The sequence below is a fragment of the Natrinema versiforme genome, assembly GCF_005576615.1.
In the GTDB taxonomy this organism is placed as follows: domain Archaea; phylum Halobacteriota; class Halobacteria; order Halobacteriales; family Natrialbaceae; genus Natrinema; species Natrinema versiforme_A.
In genome coordinates this window covers 3,105,619-3,131,463 of sequence record NZ_CP040330.1, presented here as the reverse complement: position 1 = coordinate 3,131,463, position 25,845 = coordinate 3,105,619, and the positions used below count along the sequence as shown (strand labels likewise).

Annotated in this window: 27 protein-coding genes; 16 read left to right on the top strand and 11 right to left on the bottom strand. The window is 66.3% G+C overall.

Annotation, left to right across the window (positions count from 1 at the left end):
* Positions 1-79 precede the first annotated feature (79 nt).
* Positions 80-256 carry a hypothetical protein gene (locus FEJ81_RS23315; protein WP_175416446.1) on the top strand — a complete coding sequence of 59 codons (177 nt, stop codon included), beginning with the start codon at positions 80-82 and terminating at the stop codon, positions 254-256.
* 70 nt (positions 257-326) lie between these two features.
* Here the strand turns inward: FEJ81_RS23315 and FEJ81_RS15490 are convergent, their stop codons facing one another.
* Entirely contained in the window at positions 327-824 is a 498-nt protein-coding gene (locus FEJ81_RS15490; protein WP_138246135.1) for a LabA-like NYN domain-containing protein, read from the bottom strand.
* Positions 825-892: 68 nt separating this feature from the next.
* Complete coding sequence (locus FEJ81_RS15485) at positions 893-1,717, bottom strand: M48 family metallopeptidase (RefSeq protein WP_138246134.1); 825 nt, start codon at positions 1,715-1,717, stop codon at positions 893-895.
* Between the two features lie 350 nt (positions 1,718-2,067).
* Between FEJ81_RS15485 and dapA the strand changes: the two genes are divergently transcribed.
* The 5 genes from dapA (at position 2,068) to FEJ81_RS15460 (ending at position 5,381) form a co-directional block, all read left to right on the top strand.
* Complete coding sequence (dapA, locus tag FEJ81_RS15480; RefSeq protein ID WP_138246133.1) at positions 2,068-2,994, top strand: 4-hydroxy-tetrahydrodipicolinate synthase; 927 nt, start codon at positions 2,068-2,070, stop codon at positions 2,992-2,994.
* A complete protein-coding gene (gene dapB / locus FEJ81_RS15475; RefSeq protein WP_138246132.1) occupies positions 2,991-3,758 on the top strand; it encodes a 4-hydroxy-tetrahydrodipicolinate reductase in 768 nt (255 codons plus the stop codon). The genes dapA and dapB overlap by 4 nt, the downstream gene beginning before the upstream one ends.
* Positions 3,755-4,591 carry a 2,3,4,5-tetrahydropyridine-2,6-dicarboxylate N-succinyltransferase gene (locus FEJ81_RS15470; RefSeq protein WP_138246131.1) on the top strand — a complete coding sequence of 279 codons (837 nt, stop codon included), beginning with the start codon at positions 3,755-3,757 and terminating at the stop codon, positions 4,589-4,591. The genes dapB and FEJ81_RS15470 overlap by 4 nt, the downstream gene beginning before the upstream one ends.
* A gap of 154 nt (positions 4,592-4,745) precedes the next feature.
* The gene (locus FEJ81_RS15465; RefSeq protein WP_138246130.1) at positions 4,746-4,997 is read left to right on the top strand and encodes an AbrB/MazE/SpoVT family DNA-binding domain-containing protein; all 252 of its coding nucleotides are present in this window, start codon (positions 4,746-4,748) and stop codon (positions 4,995-4,997) included.
* A 6-nt stretch (positions 4,998-5,003) separates the two neighbouring features.
* Positions 5,004-5,381, top strand: coding sequence for a type II toxin-antitoxin system VapC family toxin (locus tag FEJ81_RS15460; protein ID WP_138246129.1), 378 nt, complete (start codon positions 5,004-5,006; stop codon positions 5,379-5,381).
* A 104-nt stretch (positions 5,382-5,485) separates the two neighbouring features.
* On the opposite strand, the gene FEJ81_RS15455 is transcribed toward FEJ81_RS15460, so the two are convergent.
* Positions 5,486-6,235: a hypothetical protein gene (locus FEJ81_RS15455; protein ID WP_138246128.1), complete on the bottom strand. Its 750-nt coding sequence runs from the start codon at positions 6,233-6,235 to the stop codon at positions 5,486-5,488.
* 146 nt (positions 6,236-6,381) lie between these two features.
* Between FEJ81_RS15455 and lysA the strand changes: the two genes are divergently transcribed.
* Genes lysA through FEJ81_RS15440 form a run of 3 tightly spaced genes read left to right on the top strand, consistent with a single transcriptional unit; the run spans position 6,382 to position 9,753 of the window.
* Complete coding sequence (gene lysA / locus FEJ81_RS15450) at positions 6,382-7,740, top strand: diaminopimelate decarboxylase (RefSeq protein WP_138246127.1); 1,359 nt, start codon at positions 6,382-6,384, stop codon at positions 7,738-7,740.
* 4 nt (positions 7,741-7,744) lie between these two features.
* Positions 7,745-8,575 (top strand): diaminopimelate epimerase, encoded by an 831-nt coding sequence (gene dapF / locus FEJ81_RS15445; protein ID WP_138246126.1) that lies wholly within the window; start codon positions 7,745-7,747, stop codon positions 8,573-8,575.
* Positions 8,572-9,753: a M20 family metallopeptidase gene (locus FEJ81_RS15440; RefSeq protein ID WP_138246125.1), complete on the top strand. Its 1,182-nt coding sequence runs from the start codon at positions 8,572-8,574 to the stop codon at positions 9,751-9,753. Before dapF ends, FEJ81_RS15440 begins: the two co-directional genes overlap by 4 nt.
* Positions 9,754-9,819: 66 nt before the next feature.
* Here FEJ81_RS15440 and FEJ81_RS15435 read toward each other — a convergent pair whose 3' ends face one another.
* From FEJ81_RS15435 to purB, 4 genes are all read right to left on the bottom strand, one after another.
* The gene (locus FEJ81_RS15435) at positions 9,820-10,083 is read right to left on the bottom strand and encodes a hypothetical protein (protein ID WP_138246124.1); all 264 of its coding nucleotides are present in this window, start codon (positions 10,081-10,083) and stop codon (positions 9,820-9,822) included.
* Between the two features lie 81 nt (positions 10,084-10,164).
* Entirely contained in the window at positions 10,165-10,581 is a 417-nt protein-coding gene (locus tag FEJ81_RS15430; RefSeq protein ID WP_138246123.1) for an EamA family transporter, read from the bottom strand.
* Positions 10,581-11,003: an EamA family transporter gene (locus FEJ81_RS15425; RefSeq protein ID WP_138246122.1), complete on the bottom strand. Its 423-nt coding sequence runs from the start codon at positions 11,001-11,003 to the stop codon at positions 10,581-10,583. Before FEJ81_RS15425 ends, FEJ81_RS15430 begins: the two co-directional genes overlap by 1 nt.
* Before the next feature lie 132 nt (positions 11,004-11,135).
* A complete protein-coding gene (purB, locus tag FEJ81_RS15420) occupies positions 11,136-12,521 on the bottom strand; it encodes an adenylosuccinate lyase (RefSeq protein WP_138246121.1) in 1,386 nt (461 codons plus the stop codon).
* Between the two features lie 176 nt (positions 12,522-12,697).
* Here purB and purH point away from each other — a divergent pair, with 176 nt between their 5' ends.
* From purH to FEJ81_RS15410, 3 genes are all read left to right on the top strand, one after another.
* Positions 12,698-14,335 (top strand): bifunctional phosphoribosylaminoimidazolecarboxamide formyltransferase/IMP cyclohydrolase, encoded by a 1,638-nt coding sequence (purH, locus tag FEJ81_RS15415; protein ID WP_138246120.1) that lies wholly within the window; start codon positions 12,698-12,700, stop codon positions 14,333-14,335.
* Positions 14,336-14,625: 290 nt separating this feature from the next.
* On the top strand, positions 14,626-14,766 hold the full coding sequence (locus tag FEJ81_RS23310; RefSeq protein ID WP_175416445.1) for a hypothetical protein: 141 nt from the start codon (positions 14,626-14,628) through the stop codon (positions 14,764-14,766).
* The gene (locus FEJ81_RS15410; protein ID WP_138246119.1) at positions 14,763-16,109 is read left to right on the top strand and encodes a glycerate kinase type-2 family protein; all 1,347 of its coding nucleotides are present in this window, start codon (positions 14,763-14,765) and stop codon (positions 16,107-16,109) included. Before FEJ81_RS23310 ends, FEJ81_RS15410 begins: the two co-directional genes overlap by 4 nt.
* Before the next feature lie 76 nt (positions 16,110-16,185).
* Here FEJ81_RS15410 and FEJ81_RS15405 read toward each other — a convergent pair whose 3' ends face one another.
* Together FEJ81_RS15405 and FEJ81_RS15400 are read right to left on the bottom strand one after the other, a co-directional pair.
* Complete coding sequence (locus tag FEJ81_RS15405) at positions 16,186-17,547, bottom strand: GntP family permease (RefSeq protein ID WP_138246118.1); 1,362 nt, start codon at positions 17,545-17,547, stop codon at positions 16,186-16,188.
* 249 nt (positions 17,548-17,796) lie between these two features.
* Positions 17,797-18,630 carry an amidohydrolase family protein gene (locus FEJ81_RS15400; protein WP_138246117.1) on the bottom strand — a complete coding sequence of 278 codons (834 nt, stop codon included), beginning with the start codon at positions 18,628-18,630 and terminating at the stop codon, positions 17,797-17,799.
* 187 nt (positions 18,631-18,817) lie between these two features.
* On the opposite strand from FEJ81_RS15400, the gene thsA reads away from it, so the two are divergent.
* Entirely contained in the window at positions 18,818-20,362 is a 1,545-nt protein-coding gene (gene thsA / locus FEJ81_RS15395; protein WP_138246810.1) for a thermosome subunit alpha, read from the top strand.
* A gap of 121 nt (positions 20,363-20,483) precedes the next feature.
* The gene (locus FEJ81_RS15390; protein WP_138246116.1) at positions 20,484-20,852 is read left to right on the top strand and encodes a HalOD1 output domain-containing protein; all 369 of its coding nucleotides are present in this window, start codon (positions 20,484-20,486) and stop codon (positions 20,850-20,852) included.
* Positions 20,853-20,887: 35 nt separating this feature from the next.
* Here FEJ81_RS15390 and FEJ81_RS15385 read toward each other — a convergent pair whose 3' ends face one another.
* On the bottom strand, positions 20,888-21,733 hold the full coding sequence (locus FEJ81_RS15385) for an SAM hydrolase/SAM-dependent halogenase family protein (RefSeq protein ID WP_138246115.1): 846 nt from the start codon (positions 21,731-21,733) through the stop codon (positions 20,888-20,890).
* An 84-nt stretch (positions 21,734-21,817) separates the two neighbouring features.
* On the bottom strand, positions 21,818-22,336 hold the full coding sequence (locus FEJ81_RS15380) for a nicotinamide-nucleotide adenylyltransferase (RefSeq protein WP_138246114.1): 519 nt from the start codon (positions 22,334-22,336) through the stop codon (positions 21,818-21,820).
* A gap of 294 nt (positions 22,337-22,630) precedes the next feature.
* Between FEJ81_RS15380 and lonB the strand changes: the two genes are divergently transcribed.
* Positions 22,631-24,793 carry an ATP-dependent protease LonB gene (lonB, locus tag FEJ81_RS15375; RefSeq protein ID WP_138246113.1) on the top strand — a complete coding sequence of 721 codons (2,163 nt, stop codon included), beginning with the start codon at positions 22,631-22,633 and terminating at the stop codon, positions 24,791-24,793.
* Entirely contained in the window at positions 24,794-25,837 is a 1,044-nt protein-coding gene (locus FEJ81_RS15370) for a CPBP family glutamic-type intramembrane protease (protein WP_138246112.1), read from the top strand.
* The last annotated feature ends 8 nt before the right edge of the window (positions 25,838-25,845 follow it).

Genomic DNA, 25,845 nt, shown 5'->3' with positions numbered 1-25,845 from the left:
CCGTGGGCCCTTGCAGTCGAGAATCCGACCTGAACGAAATGGTGAATATTATAATAGTTGATTCGGTACTACCGCCAGCATGGACGTCACGCAAATCGGCCTCGGGGTCGCCCTGCTCGTTATCGGCACCCTGACGCTCGCCGGTCCGGCCACGCTCGTCACGGGGCCGTTCGTCTATCTCTTGACCGGCGCAATCTTGCTCGTCTCGGGGTACGCGCTGTTGGTCGGTCTCTGGCAGTGCCGACAGCCGAACTGACCCCGCATTTGGCGTCCCGTTCTCGAGACCGGTCCGGCCGAGAGCCGTCCGACTCGACGCCGCGGCGAGTTCAGAGCAGGAACGTCTCGTGTCGGTCGCCGAGGTCAAGGAACGAATCGGACGCGGCGATCAACTCTTCGGCCGTCGAGGACTCGAAGGCCATCACTTCGACGCGGACGCCCTCGTGACGCAGGTGCGAGCAGAGCCGCGAGAAGTCGCCGTCGCCCGTACAGAGGACGACCGTGTCGACGTGGTTCGCCAGCGTCACCGCGTCGAGGCTCATCCCGACGTCCCAGTCGGCCTTCTTCGTGCCGTCGGAGAAGGTCTTGATGTCCTTGATCTTCGGCTCGAAGCCGATGTCGGTCAACGCCTCGAAGAAACTCTCCTCTTCGGGCGAATCCGCGCGGATAACGTACGCGATGGCGCGCGTGAGCTGGCGGTCTTGGACCGCCTTCTCGAGCAGCTCGGAATAGTCGATATTCCGGCTGTGAAGGCTCTGTGCCGTATGATATAGGTTCTGGGCGTCGACGAGAACGGCGACGCGCTGACCGGGATGAATCTCAGTCACGTGTTAGGCTGTCGCGGGCCAGCATAAAAATCGCGGCGTTCGGCCGTCGCGTCGACCGTCGGTCGCTCTCAGCTTCGGAGCTTCTGAATGCGCTTTTCGGTCGGCGGGTGGGTCGCGAACAGCTTCGAGAGGAGACTCTTGTCGGAGTTGAAGATACACAGCGCGTTCACGCTGTCTTGGACCTGCGGCTCGCGTCCCTGCGAGCCCTGCGAAATCTTCTCGAGTGCGCGGGCGAGCGGGTCGCCGCTGCCGATGTACTGGCGGGCGTCCTCGTCGGCGACGTACTCGCGGTACCGCGAGATGGCCAGCACGAAGATCATGACGAGCATCTGTGCGATGTTCGAGATGATCATGCCGACGAAGATGCTGCCGATGTTGCGCTCGCCGCCCATCATGTAGACCATATAGGCGACCCAGCCGACCATCATCGAGATGGAACTCCCGAAGACCATCGCGAGGACGTCCCGGTTCTTGATGTGTGCGAGTTCGTGGGCGATCACGCCCTCGAGTTCGTCCCGCTGGAGGAGTCGGATGAGTTCCGTCGAGACGACGACGACGCCCTTACCCTTTCGACCGGTCGCGAAGGCGTTGGGGACGCCCATATCCATGACCATCAGTTTGGGCTTTTTGATGCCCATATCTCGGCACAGCGAGTCGGTCATCTGATGGATCTCCTGATACTGTCCGTCTTCGGGCATCGGTTCGGCCTTTCTGGTCGCCGACCACGTCCCGATCTTGTACTGGATGGCCGGCAAGATGAGGAGCCCGACCAGAACGAGCGGCCACGCACCGGGGCCGAGCCAGAGCAGCCCGAACCCGCCGACGAGCATGTAGAACGCGAACAGGATCGAGCCGACGATCGCCATTCGCACTTTCAGTCCGAAATTTGTCATAGCTGTTGGTAAGTAACGCTCGGGGATAAATTACGCGGAATTGTATGTGAGATATCGAATAGCACGCGATCAGTCCGGTCAAAGACACAACGAATAAGTCGGATCAACTCCGTTGAGCGTATATGCGCCACGTCGCTCCCTCGACCGGCGGTCCCGTCGCGAGCGGCGTCTGCCCTCGTTTTATCAAACGCAAACGCGCGTGAGTGTGCTCGCGGCGGGTTGGCATCCCGTCCCGGGGACGTTTCGACCGCGCACGGACTCCACCGACCACCACTGACACCCCGCCGATCGGAACCGATACACCCTCCCGATCGGCGGCCGAGACACGACCCACCGACACCACACAACACATGAGTTCAGCAATCGACCTTTCGGGCGTCTTCCCGGCGATGTGTACGCCCTTCGACGAGGACGAGCGGATCGATTTCGAAACACTGCAGGCCGATGCCCAGCGCCTCGAGGCCGCGGGCGTCGACGGGCTCGTCCCCGTCGGCTCGACCGGCGAATCGGCAACCTTGACCCACGACGAACACGTGCGCGTCGTCGAGGCCGTCATCGAGGCCGTCGACGACGTGCCGGTCATCGCGGGCACCGGATCGAACAACACGCGCGAGGCGCTCGAGCTCTCCGAACGCGCCGCCGAAGCGGGCGCTGACGGGCTGTTGCTCATCTCGCCGTACTACAACAAGCCCGAACAGCGCGGACTGATCGAACACTACCGGACGATTGCGGATGCGGTCGACCTGCCCCAGATCGTCTACAACGTCCCCTCGCGGACGGGCCGCAATATCGAACCCGACACCGTTGTCGAACTCGCGACCCACGACAATATTGCTGGCTTCAAGGCCGCGAGCGGCGACCTCGGCCAGATCGGCGAGATCGCCGAGCGCACGACCGACGAGGACTTCGCGGTCCTCTCGGGCGACGACGCGCTCACCCTGCCGACCATCTCCGTCGGCGGCACCGGGACGATCAGCGTCGCCGCGAACATCGAACCCGAGCGGACCTGCGCGATGGTCGGCGCGGCGATCGACGGCGACTACGAGCGCGCACGGAGCCTCCACCACGAACTCGGGCCGCTGTTCCGCGGGCTCTTCGTCGAGACCAACCCGATCCCGGTCAAGGAGGCCATGCAGATCCGCGGCTACGGCCCCGCTCGCATGCGTCCGCCGCTCTCCCGACTGGCGGACGAGTACCGCGACGACCTCGAGGCGGTACTCGCCGACCTCGAGCGCGACACGACCGAGGTCGCCGACGCGGCGGAGGGCGACCGATGACGGTCCGACTCGGCGTCACCGGCGCGACCGGTCGCATGGGTCGCGAGGTTCTGAGCGCCGCGACGGGCCGCGAGGACTGCGAGGTCGTCTTCGCCGTCAATCGCGAACCCGACGGCGAGACCGTCGCGGGCGTCGACATCGAGTCCGCGGCCGAGTTCGCGTCGCTGGTCGCCGACCGCGAGCCGACTGCCGTGATCGACTTCACCGGCCCCGAGTCGGCCGCCGACTACGCGCGGGTCTGTGCCGCCGCCGGCGTCGCGTTCGTCACCGGGACGACCGGGTTCGACGACGACCAGTACGGGGCCCTCGAGGCGGCGAGCGAGGACGTCGCCGTGCTCCACGCGCCGAACTTCGCACGCGGCGTGCAGGCGCTGGTCAACGTCGTCGGCGACGCGGTCCGGAACCTGCCCGGCTACGACGTGGAACTCGTCGAGACCCACCACAACGGCAAACGCGACGCCCCGAGCGGCACCGCGAACCGCCTGCTCGAGGAGATCGAGGCCAACGGTGACTTCAACGAGCGCACGCACGGGCGCGAGGGAGAGGCCCCACGGGAGGAGGGCGAGATCGGCGTCCACGCGCTGCGGGCGGGCGACGTCACCGGCGAGCACGAGATCGTCATCGCGGGCAACCACGAGGAGGTTCGGCTCACCCACCGCGCCGAGGACCGCGGCGTCTTCGCCGCGGGGGCGGTCGACGCGGCGGTCTGGATCGCTGGACAAAAGGCAGGGTGGTACGACTTCGCGGACGTGATCAGCGAATGAGCGCACTCGAAACCGAAATCGGCGAGCTGTGGGACCGCAAACAGAACGGCGACGTCAGCGCCGAGACCGCCGGCGAAGACGAATACGCGACGCTCGAGGCCTTCCTCGACGCGCTCGAGGACGGCGAGGTCCGCGCCGCCGAGAAACAGGGCGGCGAGTGGGAGGCAAACGAGTGGGTCAAGCAGGGTATCCTGCTGAACTTCGGGCTCCGCGACATCCAGCAGTACGACCACGGCGGCACCACGTACAACGACGTGCTCCCGCTCGCCGACTCGAGCGAGTACGGCGACCGCGGGAGCCGCAACACGCCGGACGGTACGGTCGTCCGCCGCGGCGCGAACATCGGTTCGGACTGCATCCTGATGAGTCCCGCGTTCGTCAACATCGGCGCTCGGGTCGGCGACGGTACCCTCGTCGACTCCTGCGATACGGTGGGCTCCTGTGCACAGATCGGCGACAACGTCAAACTCGGCGCGAACACCCTCATCGGCGGCGTCTTAGAGCCCGTCGAGAACGCGCCGGTCATCGTCGAGGACAACGTCTCGCTGGGCGCGGGCTGTCGGGTCACCAGCGGCTTCGTCGTCGGCGAGAACAGCGTTGTTGGCGAGAATACCCTCCTCACCCCCCGAATTCCGGTCTACGACCTCGTCGAGGAGGAGGTTCTCTACGGCGAACTACCCGCCGACCGCCGCGCGTTCACCCGCTTCGTCGAGTCCTCGATCAGCGACCACGACCTCTTCGACGGCGGGGCCTACAAGCCCGCCGTCGTCGCGACGGATCTGGAGACGGAGACGCTCGAGGCGACCGAACGCGAAGACGCGCTGCGCGAATAGCCGCTCTTTCGAACGGCTTTTTCACGACGACAGTGTGACACACCGCTCGATAGTGGCCGACGTAGCCGCGGGTCCGTATACGATCGAAGATTGGTGGGGAAGGGGATACGGACAGTGGGAGGATTTTTCACTGTTCCCCCGATAGAGAACGGTAATGAGCAAACGGGCAGAGGCCGATGACAGGGGTCGAATCGTTATTCCCCACGAGATCCGTGAGCGACACGGCGACCGGTACCGCGTCGTCGAACTCGACGATCGTGTCGAACTGATCCCGCTGAAAGACGATCCGATCGAGGGGCTTCGAGACGCCGTCGGTGACGCTTTCGACGGCAGGTCGATCGACGAGATCAAACGAGAGGCGCGTGAGGCCGCTCGAGAAGACGCGACGGACGACACGAGCGAGTAGGATCCGATGATCTACGCCGACACCGACTTCTTCATCGCACTGGTGAAAGACGACCGGCTGCAGGATCGGGGGGTTGAGATCGCACTCGAGAACGAGGGAGAGATCTATACGTCACGCGCGACGCTACTCGAACTGCTCGTGATCTCCGATCGGTTCGAGTTCGATCGAATGGAAGCACTCACGTACGCGCTCGAGATCGCGTCGGTCCCCGAAGACGAAGCCGTCCTGTTTCAGGCGGCGGACTACATGGAACAGTCGGGACTCACTGCGTTCGATGCGTACCACGTCGCCTACGCGGACGAGGGCCCGATCGTTTCGTCGGACAAATCGATCGGCGAGGTGGCGGCCGATCGGATCGCGATCGAAGAAACGGAACCGACGTAGCGGAGAAGCCAAACGCTCGAATTCTCCTGGGTACTTGTATACGCTACTGGCTGACGCCGCGGCTTTGTCGACCGTTCACCGCCTTCGACTGGGACGTGGCCGAACTACTGGCGCTTATCCCCGACGTAGGTCACCTCGACGCGCCGAGAGAGATACCCGAGCAGCGCAAGTCCGAGCAGCGGCGCGAAATACGTCAACAGGAAGTCGAGACTACGTGCCGCCAGAGACGGATCGCTCTCCTCGGTCAGCGTAACGTACTGAAACGTCCCGTCCTCGAGTCGGAGCAGCGTATCGGGACTCTCGACCTCACGGTGGGACCGGGCGTCGCCGCTCTGTGCGGCTTCGGCGACGGTCGGCGACACCTCCTCGGCCGTCACGGAGCGACTCACGTCCTGTAGCACCTGCTCGAGGGTCGTCCGCTCGAGGGCCAGATCGATGCGGTAGTCGCCGTGCCGCTGGACCGACTCGTTCGCGATGTAGGTCGTCTCGTAGACGCTCCCGTTGAGGAGGACGTACCGGTAGCGGTCGTCGACCGGCGGCCGTACGCGACCGGCACTGCCGTAGTAGATGTCCGTCGGGACGGTCCGATTCTCGAGCAGTAATCGCTCGAACGCACACGGTCGGACCTCCCAGGGAATCCCGTCCATACAGGCGATCTCGTCGCGAAGCGGCGTCTCGTGCGAGACCATGTCGCTGTCGGCGTAGTCGATACTGCCGTTGCCGGCCGTCACCGCTGTCCCCTCGTACCGATAGGTTGGTTCGTCCAAGTGCAACGGCAGTGACCACAAGGGCGCAGCGAGCAACCCGAGCGCGAGGAGGGCGAGACCGACATCGCGACGGAACGGGGAGGGCATCGAGCGAATGTCCCGAGAGCAGCAAGATAATATTTATTATCCAACCCGAGGCCGGCGTATAATCTCCAGTCGGGCTGCCGGACCGCGGAGTGAGACGGTGGCCCGGAATCCAAACCTTGAATTCTCACGGTCGCGTGGACATGACAATGACTGACGCTGCGGATTCGTTGCCCGTTCGCCGTCTCTCCGACTGGGACGCGGCCGAACTGCAGGGACTCGCCGAGGAGTACGGCTCGCCGCTGTACGTCCTCGACCTCGAGCGCGTCCGACAGAATTACCGGCGGCTCGAGGCCGCGTTCCCCGACGCCGACATCCTCTACGCGGTGAAGGCGAACGCGCTGGGCGACGTGCTCTCGGCGCTCCGCGAGGCGGGCGCGGGCCTCGAGTGCGCCTCCGCCGGGGAAGTACAGCGGGCGCTCGAGGCGGGCGCGTCCGGGGCCGAAATTCACTACACGGCGGTCAACCCGCCCGCTCGCGACCTCGATTGGATCGTCGATACGTGGGACGAGCACCCGGACCTGACGGTCACCGCTGGCTCCGAGGATACGATCGACCGCCTCGAGGACCGCGGCTACGACGGTCGGCTCTGTCTGCGGGTGAATCCGGGGATCGGCGCCGGCCACCACGAGAAAGTGCGGACGGGCGCTGCCGCGAAGTTCGGCGTCCCGGCCGAGCGCGCCGTCGACGTGCTTACCGACGCCGCCGACCGCGGCTTCGACGTCGTCGGGATCCACGCCCACGTCGGCTCCGGCGTCTCGAGCGACCAGCTCGACGCCCACCGGGAATTCGTCGCGCGGATGGGGGATCTTGCTCGGGAGGTGAGCGAGGCTGTCGACGGCCTCGAGTTCGTCGACGTCGGCGGCGGCTTCGGCGTTCCGTACCGCGAGGACGAAGAGCCGCTGGACCTCGAGTCGGTCGCCGATGCGACGCGCGACGCGCTCGGCGAGATCGACGCCGAACTGACGATCGAGCCGGGTCGCTACTTCGTCGCGGACGCGGGCGTGCTGCTGACCGAAGTCAACACCGTCAAGGACGCCCGCGAGACGACCGTCGCCGGCGTCGACGCGGGGATGACGACGCTGATCCGGCCCGCGATGTACGACGCCTATCACCCGATTCGGAACCTGACCGCCGACGCGCCCGCCTCGAGCGATCGCACCGAGCGCGCTGCCGACGGCCGCGAGACGGCTCCCCAGACCGTCGCCGGCCCGATCTGCGAGAGCGGCGACGTTTTCTGTACGGACCGCGAACTACCGGTAAGCAAACGTGGGGATATCCTCGCGATCGGCAACGCGGGGGCCTACGGCTACGAGATGGCGAACCAGTACAACTCCCGACCCCGGCCCGCGTCCGTCATCCTCGCGGACGGCGACGTTCGACTCGCTCGCCGCCGCGAGACGGTCGACGACGTGACGCGGCCGGAACGCGAGGCGCGGCGGGCCTCGAACGCAGACCGAAAGAACGACCACGAGCGAGCGAGCGACACCGACAACGACGAACGATAGCACGATGACTGTCCCATTCCAGAAGTACCACGGCACCGGCAACGACTTTCTCATCATCCACACGGACGAACACGTCCCCGACCGGGGGGCACTCGCCGAACGCGAGTGCGACCGGACCGACGGCGTCGGTGCCGACGGCATCCTCTTTCTCGCCCTCGAGGACAAATTCGATCCCCCGCGGGTCGTGATGACGCTGTTCCAGCCCGACGGCGCGACGGCTCCCATGTGCGGCAACGGCGCCCGCTGTGCCGCCGAGTGGGCGATGGACCGCACCGGCACCGACAGCGTGATGATCGATACGCAGGCGGGCACCCTGCGCGCCGAACGCGACGGCGAGGACGTCGTCATCGAGATGACCGACCTCACGTTCGACCCCGACGAGATCCCCGTCGCCGCCGACGAACCCGTCCTGTCCGAGGAGATCGAGGGCCTCGAGGTCTCGATGGTCAACACCGGCGTCCCCCACGCGGTGAGCTTCGTCGACGACGTCGACGCCGTCGACCTCGAGAAGGTAGCCCCGCCGGTACGCTACGCCGACGTCTTCCCGAACGGAACGAACGTCTGCGTTGCCAGCTCCGACGGGAACGGCGGCTTCCGCCAGCGCACCTACGAGCGCGGCGTCGAGGGCGAAACCGACTCCTGTGGCACCGGCGCGGTCGCCATCGCCGTCGCGGCGCGTCGCCTCGGCCTCACCGACGCCGACCCGGTCGACGTTCATCCGCCGGGCGGCGATCTCCGGATCAGCTTCAACGAGCGCGGCCGTCCCACCCTCGCCGGCCCCGTCGAACACGAGTTCGACGGCGAGGTAGCCGTCGAGTCGCCGGTCGAGCCGTGACGGACATCGATTCCGCCGACGGGGCCGGAGGCGACGATTCGTTCGACCCCATCGCGTTCCTCGAGACTGCCGTCCAGAACCCCTCTCACGAGGATGTCGGTCCGATGCGGGAGTTCCTCTGCGAGACGCTCGAGGCCCGCGGCCTCGAGCCCTGTGTCGACGACGCCGGAAACGTGCTGGCGAGTCGGGGGCTTCCGACGAGTGACGCCGAGACCCACGTCGTGTTGAACACGCACATCGATACCGTCTCGCCGCACGTCTCCTACGAGCGCGACGGCGCTGGCGACGATGCGGCCGCTGTCGACGACGCCGACGGCGGCGTCATCCACGGTCGCGGCTCCTGTGACGCCAAGGGACCGCTCGCGGCCCTGCTCTCGGCCTTTTTCGCGGTCGAGCCGACCGACAACCGTGTCACGCTCGCGATTACGCCCGACGAAGAGGTGCTCTCGACGGGTGCCTACGCGCTGGTCTCCGACGACGACTCGCCCACGCGCGACGCGGACGCGGTGATCGTCGGCGAACCCACCGATCTGGACGTCTGTACGGCCGCGAAGGGGCGGTTTCAGGGGACGATCCACCTCTCCGGTGCCAACGCCCACGCCGCCGAACCCGAAACCGGAACGAACGCCGTCGCCGCCCTCGAGTCCGTCCTCGAGGCGATCCGGACCTTCGGCGAGCGCGCGGACGCGCCGCCGACCCACCCGCAACTCGGCGCGGCGACGCTCACCCCGACCGTCGTCGAGGGCGGCGAGGCGACCAATCAGGTGCCCGCCGACTGCGCGCTCACGGTCGACCGCCGGAGCGTCCCCCCGGAGACGGCCGACGAGTTCCACGAGGCACTGACCGCACACCTGCGAGCCGCACTCCCCGAGGACGTAGGCCTCGAGTTCCGCTTTACCGACCGGCCGACGCCGTTCCTCGAGGCGTGGGACACCGATCCCGACGTGCCGGTTGCCCGGACGCTCGCGGCCGCCAGTGGCGGCGAGATCCGTCCCTTTACGGCGGCGACCGAGGCCTCCTACTTCGCGGCCGACGCTCCGACGGTCGTCTTCGGGCCCGGCGTGCTCGCCGACGACGAAGGGGCCGTCGCGCACGCGCCGCGAGAGTACGTGCGGGTCGACGCCGTCCACGACGCCGCTCGGGCGCTCGAGGCGACGCTCGCGGAACTGGTCGGGTAACGCCGTTCGGAGCAATTGGTCGACGCTCGAGCGAGCGATCGTTCGAGCCTGTCGACAGGCTGGCCGCTACGTCACGAGAGAGATGACTCCGCCGAGGAGCGCGAGGAATGCGCCGAGTGTCATGAGATGGATCACTCGGCCATCGGGAACGGCCGGATCGTCCGAAACGTACCGCTCGTAGATCACGCTGAGGACCATCCCGATTCCGCCGATCGACAACCCGGCGGCTGGAATGGTCACGTTTCCCGAGACGAGGGTGGAGAGGCCCGTGAGCCCGAGAACGCTGCCGGTGACGGCCATCGACGCGTGATAGCGGAGAGCGGGTCGCACGACTCGACATCGGCTCGGTCGGACAATATCCTTTCGGTTCGCTAACCAGTTTGGGGACTGAGAGCGACGAACGACGGCCGATCAAATCGACATCAGGACGATCGCCAGCACGCTCAACAGGATCGCGGCGATCTTGCGGGGGGTTACGGTTTCGTCGAAGGCCACGATACCGGCCAGCGAACTGATGACGATGAAGAGGCCGTAGATCGGCACGACGATGCTCACCGGACCGAGCTCGAGCGCCCGGTAGTAGGTCAGCAGGCCGATGGTCAACAGCACGCCCATCGCACCGATGTAGGGCGTGCGGGGATGGCTGAGATACGGCCGCACCGGGAGACCGCGATAGGCGATCACGAGGCCGATCGTCACGAACATGACGGCGTTCGAGAGGAAGACCGCCAGCGTGCTGGGGAGATCGGTCATCGCGACCGAGATCAGCGGCGCGACCAGACTGTAGGTCAGACAGGCGACCAGCGACAGGCCCAGATAGCGCCGCATCACTGCTCACCCCCGGCGGCGAGGTAGATCGCGACCGCCGCGACGACGATGCCCGCACCGCGAGTCGCGGTCAACTCTTCGCCGAGAAAGAGGATTCCGATGACCGAACTCCCGACGATGAAGAGCCCGTAGATCGGCACCACGACGCTCACCGGTCCCCGCTCGAGCGCTTGGTAGTAGGCGAGAATCCCCGAGGAGAGGAACAGGCCGGCGACGTAGACGATGCCCGCGGACGGGGTCATCGCGTCGGCGAGGCTGCCGGTCTCCGTCGTGACGAGCACGACCGTCGTCAGCCCGAGGAAGATCGTCGTCGAGAGGAAGAGCGCGACCGCGGGCGGCACGTCCGATGTCACGACGCTCGTCAGCGGTGCCATCAGTCCGTAGGCCACGAGGGCGACGAGCACCCACACGAGATACTCCATACCGACTCTCGGTGCAGGCCGATTAATACAGTCACGGTCTCGGAATCGAGAGCCGGGAACGGGGTCCCGGAAATCGGACGTGGATTGGCGGGACCAGTTGCGTGGGCGACAACCGGAACGGTCGGCCGTGACTTACTCGAGGTCGTCGACTAGCTCGCTCGCGACGCCGGTGTAGCCCGCCGGCGTCAGCGCGTGGAGTTCCTCGCGGACGTCCTCGTCGACGTCGAGATCGTCGAACATCTCGCGGAAGTCCGCGAGGGTGACGTCCTTCCCGCGGGTGACGGCCTTGACGCGTTCATAGGCGTCCGCCTGCCCCTCGCGGCGGAGGATCGTCTGGACGGCCTCGCCGATGATCTCGGGGGTGTCCTCGAGGTCGTCGCGCATGACCTGTTCGTTGGGGACGACCTTCGAGAGCCCCGCAGCGGTCTTGCCGTAGGCGATCAGGCAGTGGGCGAAGGCGCCGCCGATGTTGCGTTTGACCGTCGAGTCCGAGAGGTCCCGCTGGAGCCGGGAGGTGGTGACGTAGTCCGCGAGGAAGGTCAGGTCCGAGTTCGCCTTCGAGAGGTTGCCCTCGCTGTTCTCGAAGTCGATCGGGTTGACCTTGTGGGGCATCGTCGAGGAGCCGGTCTCGCCCGCGACGGCCTCCTGTCCGAGGTAGCGGTCGGAGACGTAGAGCCACATATCCAGATCGAGATCGAGCAAGACGGTGTTGGTCCCGCGGAACGCGTCGAACAGCGCGGCGAGGTCGTCACAGGGGTTGACCTGCGTCGTGAGTTGTTCGAACTCGAGGCCGAGTCCCGAGACGAACTCCCGCGCGAAGGCCTGCCAGTCGACATCGGGGTAAGCGGCGACGTGGGCCGCGTAGGTGCCCGACGCGCCGCCGAGCTTGCCGCTGAGTTCGTCGGTTGCCTGCCGAATGCGACCGGTGGCACGCCCCAGTCGCGAGGCGTAGACGGCCATCTCCTTGCCGAAGGTCGTCGGCGTGGCGGGCTGGCCGTGGGTGCGGGCGAGCATCGGGAGGTCGCGGTAGTCGCGCGCCATGTCGGCGAGGGTGTCCCGCACGCCGTACAGTTCGGGCAGCAGAACCTCGTCGACCGCGTCGCGGACGAGCAGCCGGTGGGCGAGGTTGTTCACGTCCTCGCTCGTCAGCCCGAAGTGGATCCACGGCGAGGCGTCGCTGTCCTCGTCCAGCCGGTGGCGCAGAAAGTACTCGACCGCTTTGACGTCGTGGTTCGTCGCCTCGAAATCGGCGTGGCCCTCCGTCTCGAGTTTCTTGATCAGTCGGGCGTCCTCCTCGGCGAAGTGTTCGTACAGCCCGCGGAGGTGGGTGCGCTCCTCGAGGTCCATCTCGAGCGGCGTCGCCTCGCAATCGGCGAGCGCGATCAGGTACTCGACTTCGACGCGAACGCGGGCGCGCATGAGCGCGGCCTCGCTCGCGTACGGCGACAGCGGCGCGGTCCGGCCGTCGTACCGGCCGTCCAGCGGCGAGACGGCGTACAGAGCGTCGGTCTCGGTCATGGTGCGAGTCTGTCCAGCGCGGTGCAAAAGCGTATCGAAACCCGGAGCGCTCGAGGCCACGTGCGTGCATACCTCTCTCGACAGACGAGAGAATACTGTTGGAATGACACACGAACGTGCATACATACCCTTCCGAGACCGCAACCACTTTGCCGCTCGCGGGCGGGCGTCCAACCATGACGCGAATCGCCGGGATGGCCGGCAACCGAGGGCGCAACCTGATGAACATCGCCGACCGCGAACCGGGCGGAGCCGAGTTCGCCGTCGTCCTGACGACCGACGCGAACGCGCCGGTGCTCGAGGCCGCGGCTGAGCGCGGGATTCCGACCGAAGTCGTCCCGCTCGAGGACGGGATGAGCCGCAGCGACCACGAGGAGGCGGTCCTCGAGGCCCTCTCGGACTACGAGTTCGACCTCGTCTGTCTGGACGGCTACATGCGGATCCTCTCCGACACGTTCCTCGACGAGGCACCCACCACGCTGAACGTCCACCCCGCCCTGCTGCCGTCGTTCCCCGGCATGGACGCGTGGGGTGACGCGCTCGAGGCCGGCGTCTCGGTCACCGGCTGTACGGTCCACGTCGTCACGGACGCGACCGACGAGGACGGCGATGTCCTCGAGGACGAAGTCGACGCCGGGCCGATCGTTACGCAGGAGCCGATCCCGGTCTACGAGGGCGACGACGAGGAGACGCTCAAGGATCGGGTGCTCTACGAGAGCGAGTTCCGCGCGTACCCGCGCGCCGTGAAGTGGTTCGCCGAGGGCGCGGTCGATATCGATCTCGAGGCGGGCGAAGTGACAGTTGATGCGGATGTCGCGACGGTCGGAGACGACGACCACGACGGACTGCCGACGCGCAGACTCGTTTCGGACGACCGCGCGGACACGCTCCGGTACGGCGAGAATCCCCATCAGGATGCCGCGGTCTACGCCGACTACACCGCGGACGAGGCCAGCGTCGTCCACGCCGACCAACTCAACGAGGGCGCGAAGGCGCTCAGCTACAACAACTACAACGACGCCGACGGCGCGCTCAACCTGATCAAGGAGTTCGACGAGCCCGCGGCCGCGGTCATCAAACACACCAACCCAGCCGGCTGTGCGACCGCCGACTCGCTGGCCGAGGCCTACGAGAAGGCCCTCTCGACGGACGCGATGAGCGCCTTCGGCGGCATCGTCGCGCTCAACCGCAAGTGCGACGCCGAAACCGCCGAACAGGTCATCGACTCGTTCAAGGAAGTCGTCGTCGCGCCCGGCTACACCGACGACGCCCTCGAGGTGCTCTTCGAGAAGGAGAACCTGCGTGTGCTCGACGTCGGTGAACTCGGCGAGCGCACCGAGCGCTTCACTGAGAAGCCGCTGGTCGGCGGGCGCCTCGTCCAAGAGCGGGATCTACAGTCCATCTCGGCCGACGACCTCGAGGTCGTCACCGAGCGCGAGCCCACGGACGAGGAACTCGAGACGATGGTCTTCGCGTGGCAGACGCTCAAGCACGTCAAATCGAACGGGATCCTCTTCGCGGACGGCACGGAGACCGTCGGCATCGGAATGGGGCAGGTTTCCCGCGTCGACGCGGTCCGACTGGCCGCGATGAAGGCCGACGAGCACGCCGAGGGGAAAGACGCCGAGGGCGCAGTGATGGCCTCGGACGCCTTCTTCCCGTTCCCGGACGGTATCGAGGAGGCCGCCGAGGCGGGCATCGAGGCAGTCATCCAGCCCGGCGGCTCGGTTAACGACGAGGACGTGATCGAGGCCGCCGACGAGCACGGTATGGCGATGGCGTTTACGGGTCAGCGGAGCTTCCGACACGATTAGGACCGCGAGCGAACGTAGTGAGTGAGCGGCTTTTTTGGTCCAGATTTTTGCGCGAGCGGTGAACGAACGTCGTGAGTGAACCCGAGTGGAAAAAGGTGGATGCCGCGATAGCGTTCACGGGTCAGCGCTCTTTCAGACACGACTGAACTCGCGACTGAAAGAGCGAATCCGACTCCACAGCGGTGGCCCGCGCTGTGTCGATCGCTCCGCGTTCGATCGGAACGCGTCTACGGCCGGACGTGACGTTTCGAATCCTCTAGTTTTACCGTTTTCCGGGAGAGACCCCGCCTATGGAAGCGACGGGTCCCGTCGATCGAATCGCAGCGTCGCGCGCGTCGGTGGCGAGCGAGCGGCCGTCACTCGAGATGCGCCCCTCCTCGAGCGTCGATGTCCGTGATCGACCAGCGGCGTTGACGGGTGATCGCGCGTGATCGAGGACCGCGACCGACTCGCCTCGAGCGAGGCCCGCGAGGCCGCACTCGCATGCGTCGAAGCCGGAATCGAAGCGGGCCATCCCCGCACCGTCGTCCGCGAAGCCGTCTCGCTCGAGGGCGACACCCTCCGGGTCGCCGACACGACGTACGACCTCGGCGAGTACGATGAGGTCGTCGTCCTCGGCGGCGGCAACGCCGCAGCACACGTCGCCGTCGCGCTCGAGACCGTTCTGGGAGACCGGATCGACCGCGGCGTCGTCGTCACGGACGACCCCGTCGAAACGGAGCGCGTGACGGTCCGGGAGGGCGACCATCCGGTGCCGAGCGAGCGCGGCGTCGAGGGGACGCGAGCGGTGCTCGAGGCGGCGGACGCGGCCGGCGAGGAGACGCTCGTGCTGGCGGCGATCACCGGCGGCGGCAGCGCCGTCATGCCCGCCCCCGCGGGAGACGTGTCGCTCGCCGCCCTCCAGTCGACGACCGACGCGCTGCTCGCGAGCGGGGCCGATATCAGTGAGATCAACGCAGTCCGGAAGCACCTCTCGGAACTGAAGGGGGGCCGACTGGCCGGCCGCGCCGCCCCCGCAACCGTCGTCTCGCTGATTTTGAGTGACGTCGTCGGAAACGACCTGAGCGTGATCGCGAGCGGCCCCGTCGCGCCCGACGCGTCGACGTTCGCGGAGGCGCTCGCGGTCCTCGAGCGGTACGAGATCGACGCGCCTGACGCCGTCACGGCACACCTCGAGCGCGGCGCGGTCGGCGAGATCGGCGAGACGCCGGGCCCTGACGACCCTGCGTTCGAGCGCGTCTCGAATCACGTCGTCGCCGACGGGATGACCGTCCTCGAGGCGGCCAGCGACGCGGCGGCCGAGCGGGGCTACGAGCCCCTCGTGCTCTCCTCGCGCGTCCGCGGCGAGGCCCGCGACGCGGCCACGATGCAGGTCGCCATCGCGGAGGAAATTCGGGCGACGGGGACGCCGATCGAGCCGCCGGCCGTGGTCCTCTCCGGCGGCGAGACGACGGTCACGGTCCGCGGCGACGGGACCGGCGGGCCGAATCAGGAGTTCGCGACGAGCGCGGCGCTCGAACTCGAGGCCGGTGGCGAGGCGGGAGACGGCGGCGACATCGCCGTCGCTGCGGTCGACACGGACGGCATCGACGGGGCGACCGACGCGGCCGGCGCGCTGGTCGACGGGGCGACCGTCGAGGACCCCGAGACGGCGCGTGCGGCGCTCGAGAAAAACGACGTGTACCCGTATCTCGAGGCCCGCAACGCCCTCGTCCTGACGGGACCGACCGGAACGAATCTGAACGATCTGCGGGTGCTCGTCGTCCGGTCGTAGCGTCCACTCTTCGGTACGAGACGGGAGTCGAGAACGGGTGTTCGACTCCCGAATCAGCCGCGAGCGGAACCCAGTCTCAGAAGACCAGTCCCGCGACGTTTCGGAGGACGACGATCCAGAGGACACTCGAGACGCCGAGTACCAGCGTCGCGAGCGTCCAGGCCTGATAGGCCGTTTGGGTCTCCATGTCGGAGAACTCCGTGATGATCCAGAAGTAGGAGTCGTTGGCGTGGCTGACGGTCATGCTCCCGGCACCGATCGCGAGGACGGTGAACACCTGCCCGATTTCGGTGTTCAGTCCGAGCGAGCCCAGCAGCGGCGCGACGAGGCTGGCCGTGGTCAGGATCGCGACCGTCGAGGAGCCGAGCGCGGTCTTCATCGCCGCGGCGACGACGAAGGCGGCGAACAGGCCGATGCCGAGACCGCCCAGCGTGTCGGTGATGAAGCCCTCGAGGGGAAGCGCGGAGAGGACTTCACCGAACGCGCCGCCGGCACCGGTCACCGCGAGGATGACGGCGGCGTTCGTGATCCCGTCGGAGACCCAGTCGTCGGTCACGTCGCTGGTGAAGTCGGGCACGATCGCGAAGGCGATGAACGCGCCGATGATCAGCGCGACGGCGGGGTCGCCGATAAAGAGCAACCAGCGCTGGAGCGTACCGGTGATGAGCTCCGGATTCTCGGCCTCGGGGTAGGCGGCGATCGAGCCGAGCGCGATGAGCGCAATGGGAACGAGCAGCGGCGCGAACGATGCCGCCCGCGAGGGCATCGTTCCGTACTCGGCTTTGATTTCGTCGATCGTCATCTCCGGGTCCGGATCGATGTGGTAGTTCGAGGCGACTTTGTCGGCCCACGTCGCGGCGACGAAGACGATCGGCGCGCTGACGATGAGACCGGCGAGCATGACGAGACCGATGTCGGCGCCGATGATTCCCGCGGCCGCGATCGGGCCGGGCGTCGGCGGGACGAAGACGTGGGTGACGTAGAGCCCGCCCGCGAGCGCCACGCCGAGGGTCGACAGCGAGAGTCCCGACCGCTGGGCGAGCGACCGGTTCAGCCCGGAGAGGATGACGAACCCGGAGTCACAGAACACCGGAATCGAGACGACACTCCCCGTGATCGCCATCACTTGGGTCGTGTACTCCTCGCCGACGTAGTCGAGGATCGTCTCCGCGATGACGATCGCGGCACCCGACCGCTCGAGGCAGGTGCCGATGATCGTCCCGGCGATGATGACGATCCCGATGTAGCCGAGGATGCCGCCGAACCCGTCGGTTACGAGCGAGGCGACCTCCGCGGGGTCGATCCCCGCCGCGAGACCGGTCAGGTAGGCGGCGAGCAACAGTGCGAGGAACGCGTGCAGATCCAACTTCGCCGTGGCGATGATGATAAAGGCCACCGCCGCAGCGAGCAACAGTATCAGTGCGAATCCATCGAGCATGCGGTCGGTTCCCGTTCATGAAATATGATGAATGTACCGATCCGCCAGCTCGTCGTGGTATTCAAAGTAGGTGTAGAGCGTAGATATAGCCTGATCTCGGACGTATAGAATATGCCGGTCGAAATTCCACACGGTCTGTCTGTCGATTCAATTGCGAGGCGTAGCGGATCACCGGTCGTCGTGAGAGGAACAGCAACACGAGCGCGTCGCGGGCGAGCGGATCGATGACCGCGCGGCCTCGATCGAACCCTACCTCCGGCGTTTCGCGGCCGGTGCGAGTTCTTCGATCACGCGACAGGCGTTCTTCGAAAACGCGCGCCGGAGCAGATCCTCCGAGACATCGAGGGTCAGAATCTCCATGACGGCGACGTTGGGGTGGCAGGCGGGCGCGCCGCTGCCGAAGAAGACGCGGTCGGGGTGTTCTAACAGCGCTCGCTCGAGTTGCTCGCGATACCGGACGAAACTCGTCTCGAGGTAGCAGTCGTCGTACTCCGCGAGCAGGTCGATCATCTCGTCCATCAGCTCGCGGTTCAGGGGGTGGCCGCCGAACCGGCCGACGATGACCGGAAACGAGCGCTCGAGTAAGACATCGGCGAGCGTCTCGGGCGGCGCGTCGACGCCGCCGCGGACGATCACCGGGAGGTCGACGTCCTCGAGGGCTGCGAGGACCTCGTCGTCGGGGTAGTCGTCGACGGTTGGATCGAGGACGAAGCCGTGAAAGCGGTCGTCGTAGGCGTACTTCTCGATGTCGCTGGGGGAGGTGTGGTGCTCGTCGCGGCTGGCGACGGCGTTTCGCAACCGACCCGTGGCTTTCCGGCCCGGCGTTTGGGTGCCGTTGATCCGGGCGAAGGCGACGAAGGGGCGGTCGACGCTCCGTCTGGCGACGCCGTTGTTCGGCGCGAGGTAACTCGTGTCCGGCTGTGACGGCGGGTAGACGACCGATTTGGTGATTCCCGCCTGATGCATCTCCCGCTCGAGCCGATCGGGCCCGATCGCTCGGCTGGTCGGGTCCCCACCCCCGTCGGTCGGCGGCAGCCGCGTCGCGATATCGACGACGCGAAACTCGTGTTCCAACTCCAGCATCTACCGATCCGTTTCGGGCCGACCCATATTTTGCTACCGGCTCTCCGACCGGTTCGCCTGTGTCCGGTTCACACGCGCAATCGCAAGACGGAGCGGTGGTTGGAGGGAAAGAACTATATAGAAGTGCTAACGACATGGTTAGTGAGGAACAACGATGGCACAACAGCGACGCATGGGTGGGCAGCCCATGTTCATTATGAGCGAGGATAGTCAGCGAACGCAGGGTCGCGACGCCCAGTCGTCGAACATCATGGCCGGCAAGGCCGTGGCCGAGTCGGTACGGACCACGCTCGGACCCCGCGGCATGGACAAGATGCTCGTCGACTCCGGCGGGGACGTCGTCATCACGAACGACGGCGCGACCATCCTCAACGAGATGGACATCGAGCACCCCGCGGCCCAGATGATCGTCGAAGTCTCCGACTCGCAGGAGGAGGAAGTCGGCGACGGGACGACCACGGCAGCGGTACTCGCCGGCAACCTGCTGGGCGAGGCCGAGGACCTCATCGAGCAGGACGTCCACGCGACGACGATCGTCGAGGGCTACCACGAGGCCGCCGACATCGCCCTCGAGGCGATCGCCGAGCAGGTCAACGAGGCCGACGTCGACGACGAAATCCTGCGACAGGTCGCCGAGTCGAGCATGACCGGCAAGGGCACCGGCGGACTCACCGCCGCGTCGCTGGCCGAGACCGTCGTCGAAGCGACCCGCCACGTTGATACCGACGCGGGCGTCGCACGCGACAACGTCACCGTCCACACGCAGATCGGTGCCTCCTCGAACGCGACCGAACTCGTCCCCGGGATCATCGTCGACGAGGAGCCCGCCCACGACGGCATGCCGAGCGAGGTCGAGGACGCGTCGATCGCCATTCTGGACGTCGAACTCGGCGTCCGAACCGGCGACGTCGACGCTGAGTACGCCATCGACTCGATCGACCAGCTCAACGCCGCCATCGACGCCGAAGAAGGCGAACTCGAGGGCTACGCCGAAACCGTCGCCGAGAGCGGTGCGGATGTCGTCTTCACGACCGAAGACGTCAACGACCGCGTCGCCAACGCGCTCGCCAACGAGGGCGTCCTCGTCTTCGAGGGCCTCGGCGACAGCGACGCCCGGCAGGTCGCCTCCGCGACCGGCGCGCGCCGCGTCGGTGACCTCGACGACCTCGAGGAGTCCGACTTCGGCTCGGCCGACCGCATCCACACCGAGACCTACGGCGACGACGACCTCGCGTTCGTCGAAGGCGGCGCGGCCGCCGAGACGGTCACCGTCTTCGTCCGCGGCGGCACCGAACACATCGTCGACGAACTCGAGCGCGCCATCGGTGACGCCCTCGACGTCGTCGCGACGGCGCTGGAATCCGGCGAAGTCGTCCCCGGTGCGGGCGCGACCGAGATCGCGATCGCGGACAAGATCCGCGAGGAAGCCGCCGGTATCGAGGGCCGCAAACAGCTCGCCGTGACGGCCTTCGCCGACGCGGTCGACATCATCCCCCGAACGCTCGCGGCCAACACCGGCCGAGACCCCATCGACGTGCTCGTGGATCTCCGCGCTGCCCACGAGTCCGAGGGCCGCGCGGGACTGATCACCAGCGGCGACGAGGTCACGATCGACGATCCCTTCGAACACGGCGTCGTCGACCCCGCCGACGTCAAACGCGAAGCCGTCGAGAGCGCGACCGAAGCCGCCACGATGATCGCCCGCATCGACGACGTCATCGCCGCCGAATAACGTCGCTGTTCGCGGCAGCCGTTTTAGATACCCGTCTTTTGTTTGAAATCCAGTGACACAGCGGCGACCGTATCAGTTGGCCATTATTGTTAAGTGTTAACACACAATAGTCAGATATGTGATGTCCGGACCCGCTCCGCGAGAAACCCTGATACCGATCGGTTCCACTGACGGCCGCACGGTCTACTACGATGAGGGGACGGGGACATACCACACGTGGTGCGACGACGACGCGTATGAGCCGGTGAGCACCGCCCTACTCATGACCGTCTCGTCGGTGCTCGGGGTCGAACCCGACGACCTCGAGGCGCTCTCGGAGTGCGTCGAGCCGGACGCGTTGAACGCCCTGTTCGTCCACTGGCGGGGCGACGAACCGCGAGTCGGCGACGGCTCGATCTCGTTTACGTTCTCGCGGTGTCACGTCACGGTCCACGCCGACGGCGAGGTCGTCATCGACCCGTCGCGACGGGCCGTCAAGCCGGCCGACTAACGGACCGGTGTACAACCCGTGGCCGTCCGCTCGAGTCAGTCGGTCCCTTCTGAGACCGGCGCGAGGACGACCCGATCACCGGGCTCGAGACCGAAGGCGTCGTCGCCGCGACCCTGATTCACGTCGAGTTCGACGTAGCCGTGGCTGCCGACGGTCGCGAGTCGATCCCCGACGGAGACGGCCGCGAACGTCTCGCCGACCGGGACGGGGTCGCCGTTCGCCGCCACCCGTTCCCGCCCGTCGAGGTATGAGCCAGGCACGTTCGTGATCGCGTTCCCGAAATCGTCGACGACCAGCACTTCGCCCGTCGCTCGTTCGTCCGCGAGGACGGGATCCGAAAACTCGAGGTCGACGGCGACTGGGGCCGGCTCGAGCCACTCGAGTGAGTCGAGCGCGCCGCTATCGCTGTCGTGGACCGCTGCGGCGGCGGGGGCGAAGACGTCTCGTCCGTGGAACGTATTACTTCGTCCCCGTGGCGACCGACGGGCGCTCGCACTCGAGTCGTCCATCGGTTGCGTCGTCGGTTCCACGGGCTCGAGGGCGTCTTCGTCGATCACGGCGGACTCGAGTCGGTCCTCGCTTCCGGCGAGTCGCCGTGCTGCGGGGAGCAAGACGCCGTTATCGGGGCCGACGAGGGTATGGTTGCCCGCGCGGAGAACGATCGCGTTCCGGTCGGTTCCGACGCCGGGATCGACGACGACGAGATGAGTCGCGGGCGGGTAGTACGGCAATACCTCTCGGAGCCAGAAGGCGGCCGTTCGAACGTCCTGCCGGGGGAAGTCGTGTGCGACATCGATCAGTCTGGCGTCCGTTCGCTGCAACAGCACTCCCTTCATCGCCGCCGGATACGGCGTGCCGAAATCGGACGCGAGTGTGATCATGGTCGGTCGTAGATCACGAACGGTGAAAATCGATACGTCTCCGCACCGGCGATGCGGTCGCGGCTATCGGGGGTTCGCGACTCGTCACTCCCCGTTCGAGTCCGAGTCGCTGACCATCTGGATCCGCTCGATGCCGCCGATCTCGTTGACGGTGTTGACGACGGGTTCGGGGACCAGTGACTCCCAGTCGCCGCCCGTTATCATCCGCTCGCGGACCTCCGAACCCTCGAGGACCTCGCGGTTGAACATCGGCGACTGGCGGATGTCGATGTCGGCTTCTCGAAAGAGTTGGATGACGAGCGGGTTGTTCGAGTAGGCGACATCGAAGTCGGGGCTCATGCTCTGGACGTGACTCACCCAGACCGAGTTCCGCTCTAAGTCCTCGATCGGGACGGCGTAGGTGACGAGGTCGTAATCGACGAGCGACTTCGTGATCATCATGATCCGTTCGCCCGCGGTAAACGGGTTGCGGACGGTGTGAGAATCGTCGGCGCTCCCGATTCCGAGGACGAGTTCGTCGACGTCCTCGGCAATCTGTTCGACCATGCTCTGGTGGCCGTTGTGGAAGGGCTGAAAGCGACCGATGTAGAACCCCCGAGTCATGCCGGACACTGCTCGGGCGCGGCGCTTAAGCGTGGCGAGTTGCCCTCGAGTCAATCGGTCTGGCGACCGGTTGCGTCACGATGACGTTCCGTTCGTCCCGACACTGGTCGATCACGACTGGTCACGCAACTATATATTCCGAATAATATAACTTCGTATTAAAGAAACTGTCCTCATCGGCTGATTTCCGCCCTCGACCGCTGTTCTCTCCGGTATCAGCCACTGACACCATCCTCCGCATGGAGAAAGTATATCAGTCGCAATCCCTTCGAATCAGGTACCGAACAGAGTTCTATGAGTAACGATACGAACGTTGACGACCCTCCCGAAGACGCCTCGGAGACCGCTCCGGACGGGGACGCCCCCGCGGAGCAGTCCGAGCGTCAGGGAGACCGGTCGCCGCCTGAGGAGGACGGTGACCGTCGCACCGACGTCGACGATCCGATCGACGAGTTCGAGCCGTCGCCCGACGAGGAGGACGGCGACGATATCGAGACCGTCGAAGACCTCGGCAGTACAGTCGAGGTCGACCCGGGCGTCGAGGTCGACGAGGATATCGCCGAGGACGACCTTCTCGGCGGCCTCAAGATCGACTCCACGGCGGACATCGAAGTCCCCGATCGGCTCGTCGATCAGGTCATCGGCCAAGACGAAGCACGAGATATCATCATCAAGGCAGCGAAGCAGCGCCGGCACGTCATGATGATCGGCTCGCCGGGGACCGGCAAGTCGATGCTGGCGAAGGCGATGAGCCAACTGCTTCCGAAGGAAGATCTCCAAGATGTCTTAGTCTATCACAATCCGGACGACGGCAACGAGCCGAAGGTCCGAACCGTTCCTGCTGGGAAGGGCGAACAGATCATCGACGCCCACAAGGAGGAAGCCCGAAAGCGCAACCAGATGCGCTCGATCCTGATGTGGATCATCATCGCGGTCGTTATCGGCTACGCGATCCTCAGCCCCGCCAGCATTCTGCTCGGCGTCCTCGCGGCGGGGATCATCTGGCTGATCTTCCGCTACACCTCTCGCGGCACCGACGCGATGGTGCCCAACATGATCGTCAACAACGGCGATCAGCGCGTCGCGCCCTTCGAGGACGCGACCGGTGCCCACGCCGGCGCACTGCTGGGCGACGTCCGCCACGACCCGTTCCAGTCCGGCGGCATGGAGACCCCGAGCCACGACCGCGTCGAACCGGGCTCGATCCACAAGTCCAACAAGGGCGTGCTGTTCGTCGACGAGATCAACACGCTCGACATCCGCACCCAACAGAAGCTGATGACGGCGATTCAGGAGGGCGAGTTCGCCATTACGGGCCAGTCCGAGCGCTCCTCGGGCGCGATGGTCCAGACCGAACCCGTCCCCTGTGACTTCATCATGGTCGCCGCCGGGAACCTCGACGCCATGGAGAACATGCACCCCGCGCTCCGCAACCGGATCAAGGGGTACGGGTACGAGGTCTACATGGACGACACCATCGAGGACACCCCCGAAATGCGGCGCAAGTACGCCCGCTTCATCGCACAGGAGGTCGAACGCGACGGCCGCCTGCCCCACTTCACCGACGACGCCGTCGAGGAACTCATCCTCGAGGCCAAGCGCCGCTCGGGCCGCAAAAACCACCTCACGCTGCTGTTCCGCAGCCTCGGTGGACTGGTCCGCGTCGCGGGTGACATCGCCCGCGCCGAGGACCGCGAGAACACCACTCGCGACGACGTGCTGCAGGCCAAGCGCCGCTCGCGCTCGATCGAGCAACAGCTCGCCGACGACTACATCGAACGGCGCAAGGACTACGAACTGCAGGTCAACGAAGGCGGCGTCGAAGGCCGTGTCAACGGCCTCGCCGTCATGGGCGAGGACTCGGGTATCATGCTCCCCGTCATGGCCGAGATCGCCCCCGCACAGGGCGGCGGTCAGGTGATCGCCACCGGGAAGCTTCAGGAGATGGCCGAGGAGTCGGTCCAGAACGTCTCCGCGATCATCAAGAAGTTCTCCGACGTGGACCTCTCGGAGAAGGACATCCACATCCAGTTCGTCCAGGCCGGTCAGCAGGGCGTCGACGGCGACTCCGCCTCCATCACGGTGGCGACCGCCGTCATCAGCGCGCTCGAGAACATCCCGGTCGACCAGTCGGTCGCCATGACCGGCTCGCTGTCGGTCCGCGGCGACGTGCTCCCGGTCGGTGGGGTCACCCACAAGATCGAGGCCGCCGCCAAGGCCGGCTGTAGCAAGATCATCATCCCCAAAGCCAACGAGCAGGACGTGATGATCGAAGAGGAATACGAGGAGATGGTCGAAATCATCCCCTGTTCGAACATCAGCGAAGTCCTCGACGTCGCCCTCATGGGCGAACCCAAGAAGGACTCGCTGGTCGACCGCCTCAAGTCGATCACGGGCACGGCGTTCGACCAAGGCTCCGTCAGCTCCGCTGGCGGCTCGAATCCCAGCCCGCAGTAAATGCCCCAGTGGGCGGCGTTCGTCGGCATAACGGGCGTCGTCCTCGTCTTGCTGCTCGTTTTATCGCATCTCACCCAATCCTCGTTTAGCGACGGCGATTCCGACTCCGGCGAGGACTCCGACCCCGGAACCGAGACACCGGTCGACACCGACGCCGACCGCGCCGATATCGCGGTCGACATTCCCACTGAAAACGCCGAGTTCGACCAGTCCAAACGCGGCGAGACGAACTCGGATTCGACCAGTTCCTCGGCGCACAATCCGGTCGAGGGCACTCGAGCCGTCGACGAGTCGTCGAACCCGGGACCGTCCTCGAGGCCCACAGAGACCGTCGACGACCGACCGGACCGGACCGCCGCCGATCCGACCGGACCGCACCGGGACTCGAGGACGGGTCGCGACGCGGCCGCCGCCGACCGCGGCGTCGATCCGGACTCGCTGTCGACCGGGATGGTCCTCGCGAACGTGGCCTTCTCACAGGGGCTGTTCGCGGTCGTATTGCTCAGTGCGGCGGTCTACACGGCGATTCCGGCCTCGGCACTCGGCATCGAGTTCTCCGTCGCGTACCTCGAGACGGGATTGCTCTGGGGAGTAGCCGCCGGAGTCGTCTTCTACCTCGCGAACGAACTCGCCGCAGCGGCCGCGACCCGTTTCGGGTTCGATCACGAGGAGGACCTTCGAGAACTGCTCTCGCCCGAGTCGGTCGGCGGCTGGCTGCTCCTCTTGGGCGGGGTCTTGCCGATCATCGCCGTCTTCGAGGAGTTCCTCTTCCGGGCGGCGATGATCGGCGCCCCCGCCGCCGGCTTCGGCCTCTCGCCGTGGCTGCTCGCGGTCGTCTCCTCGGTCGCGTTCGCGCTCGGCCACGGCATGCAGGGCTCGATCGGGGTCGTCGTCACCGGCCTCCTCGGGTTCGTCCTCGCGGCCGTCTTCATCGCCACCGGGAGCCTGCTGGTCGTCGTCGTCGCTCACTACCTCGTCAACGCCCTCGAGTTCGTCGTCCACGAGGGGCTGGGCCTCGAGTGGGCCGAGACCCTCGAAGGCTAAGGGCCGGG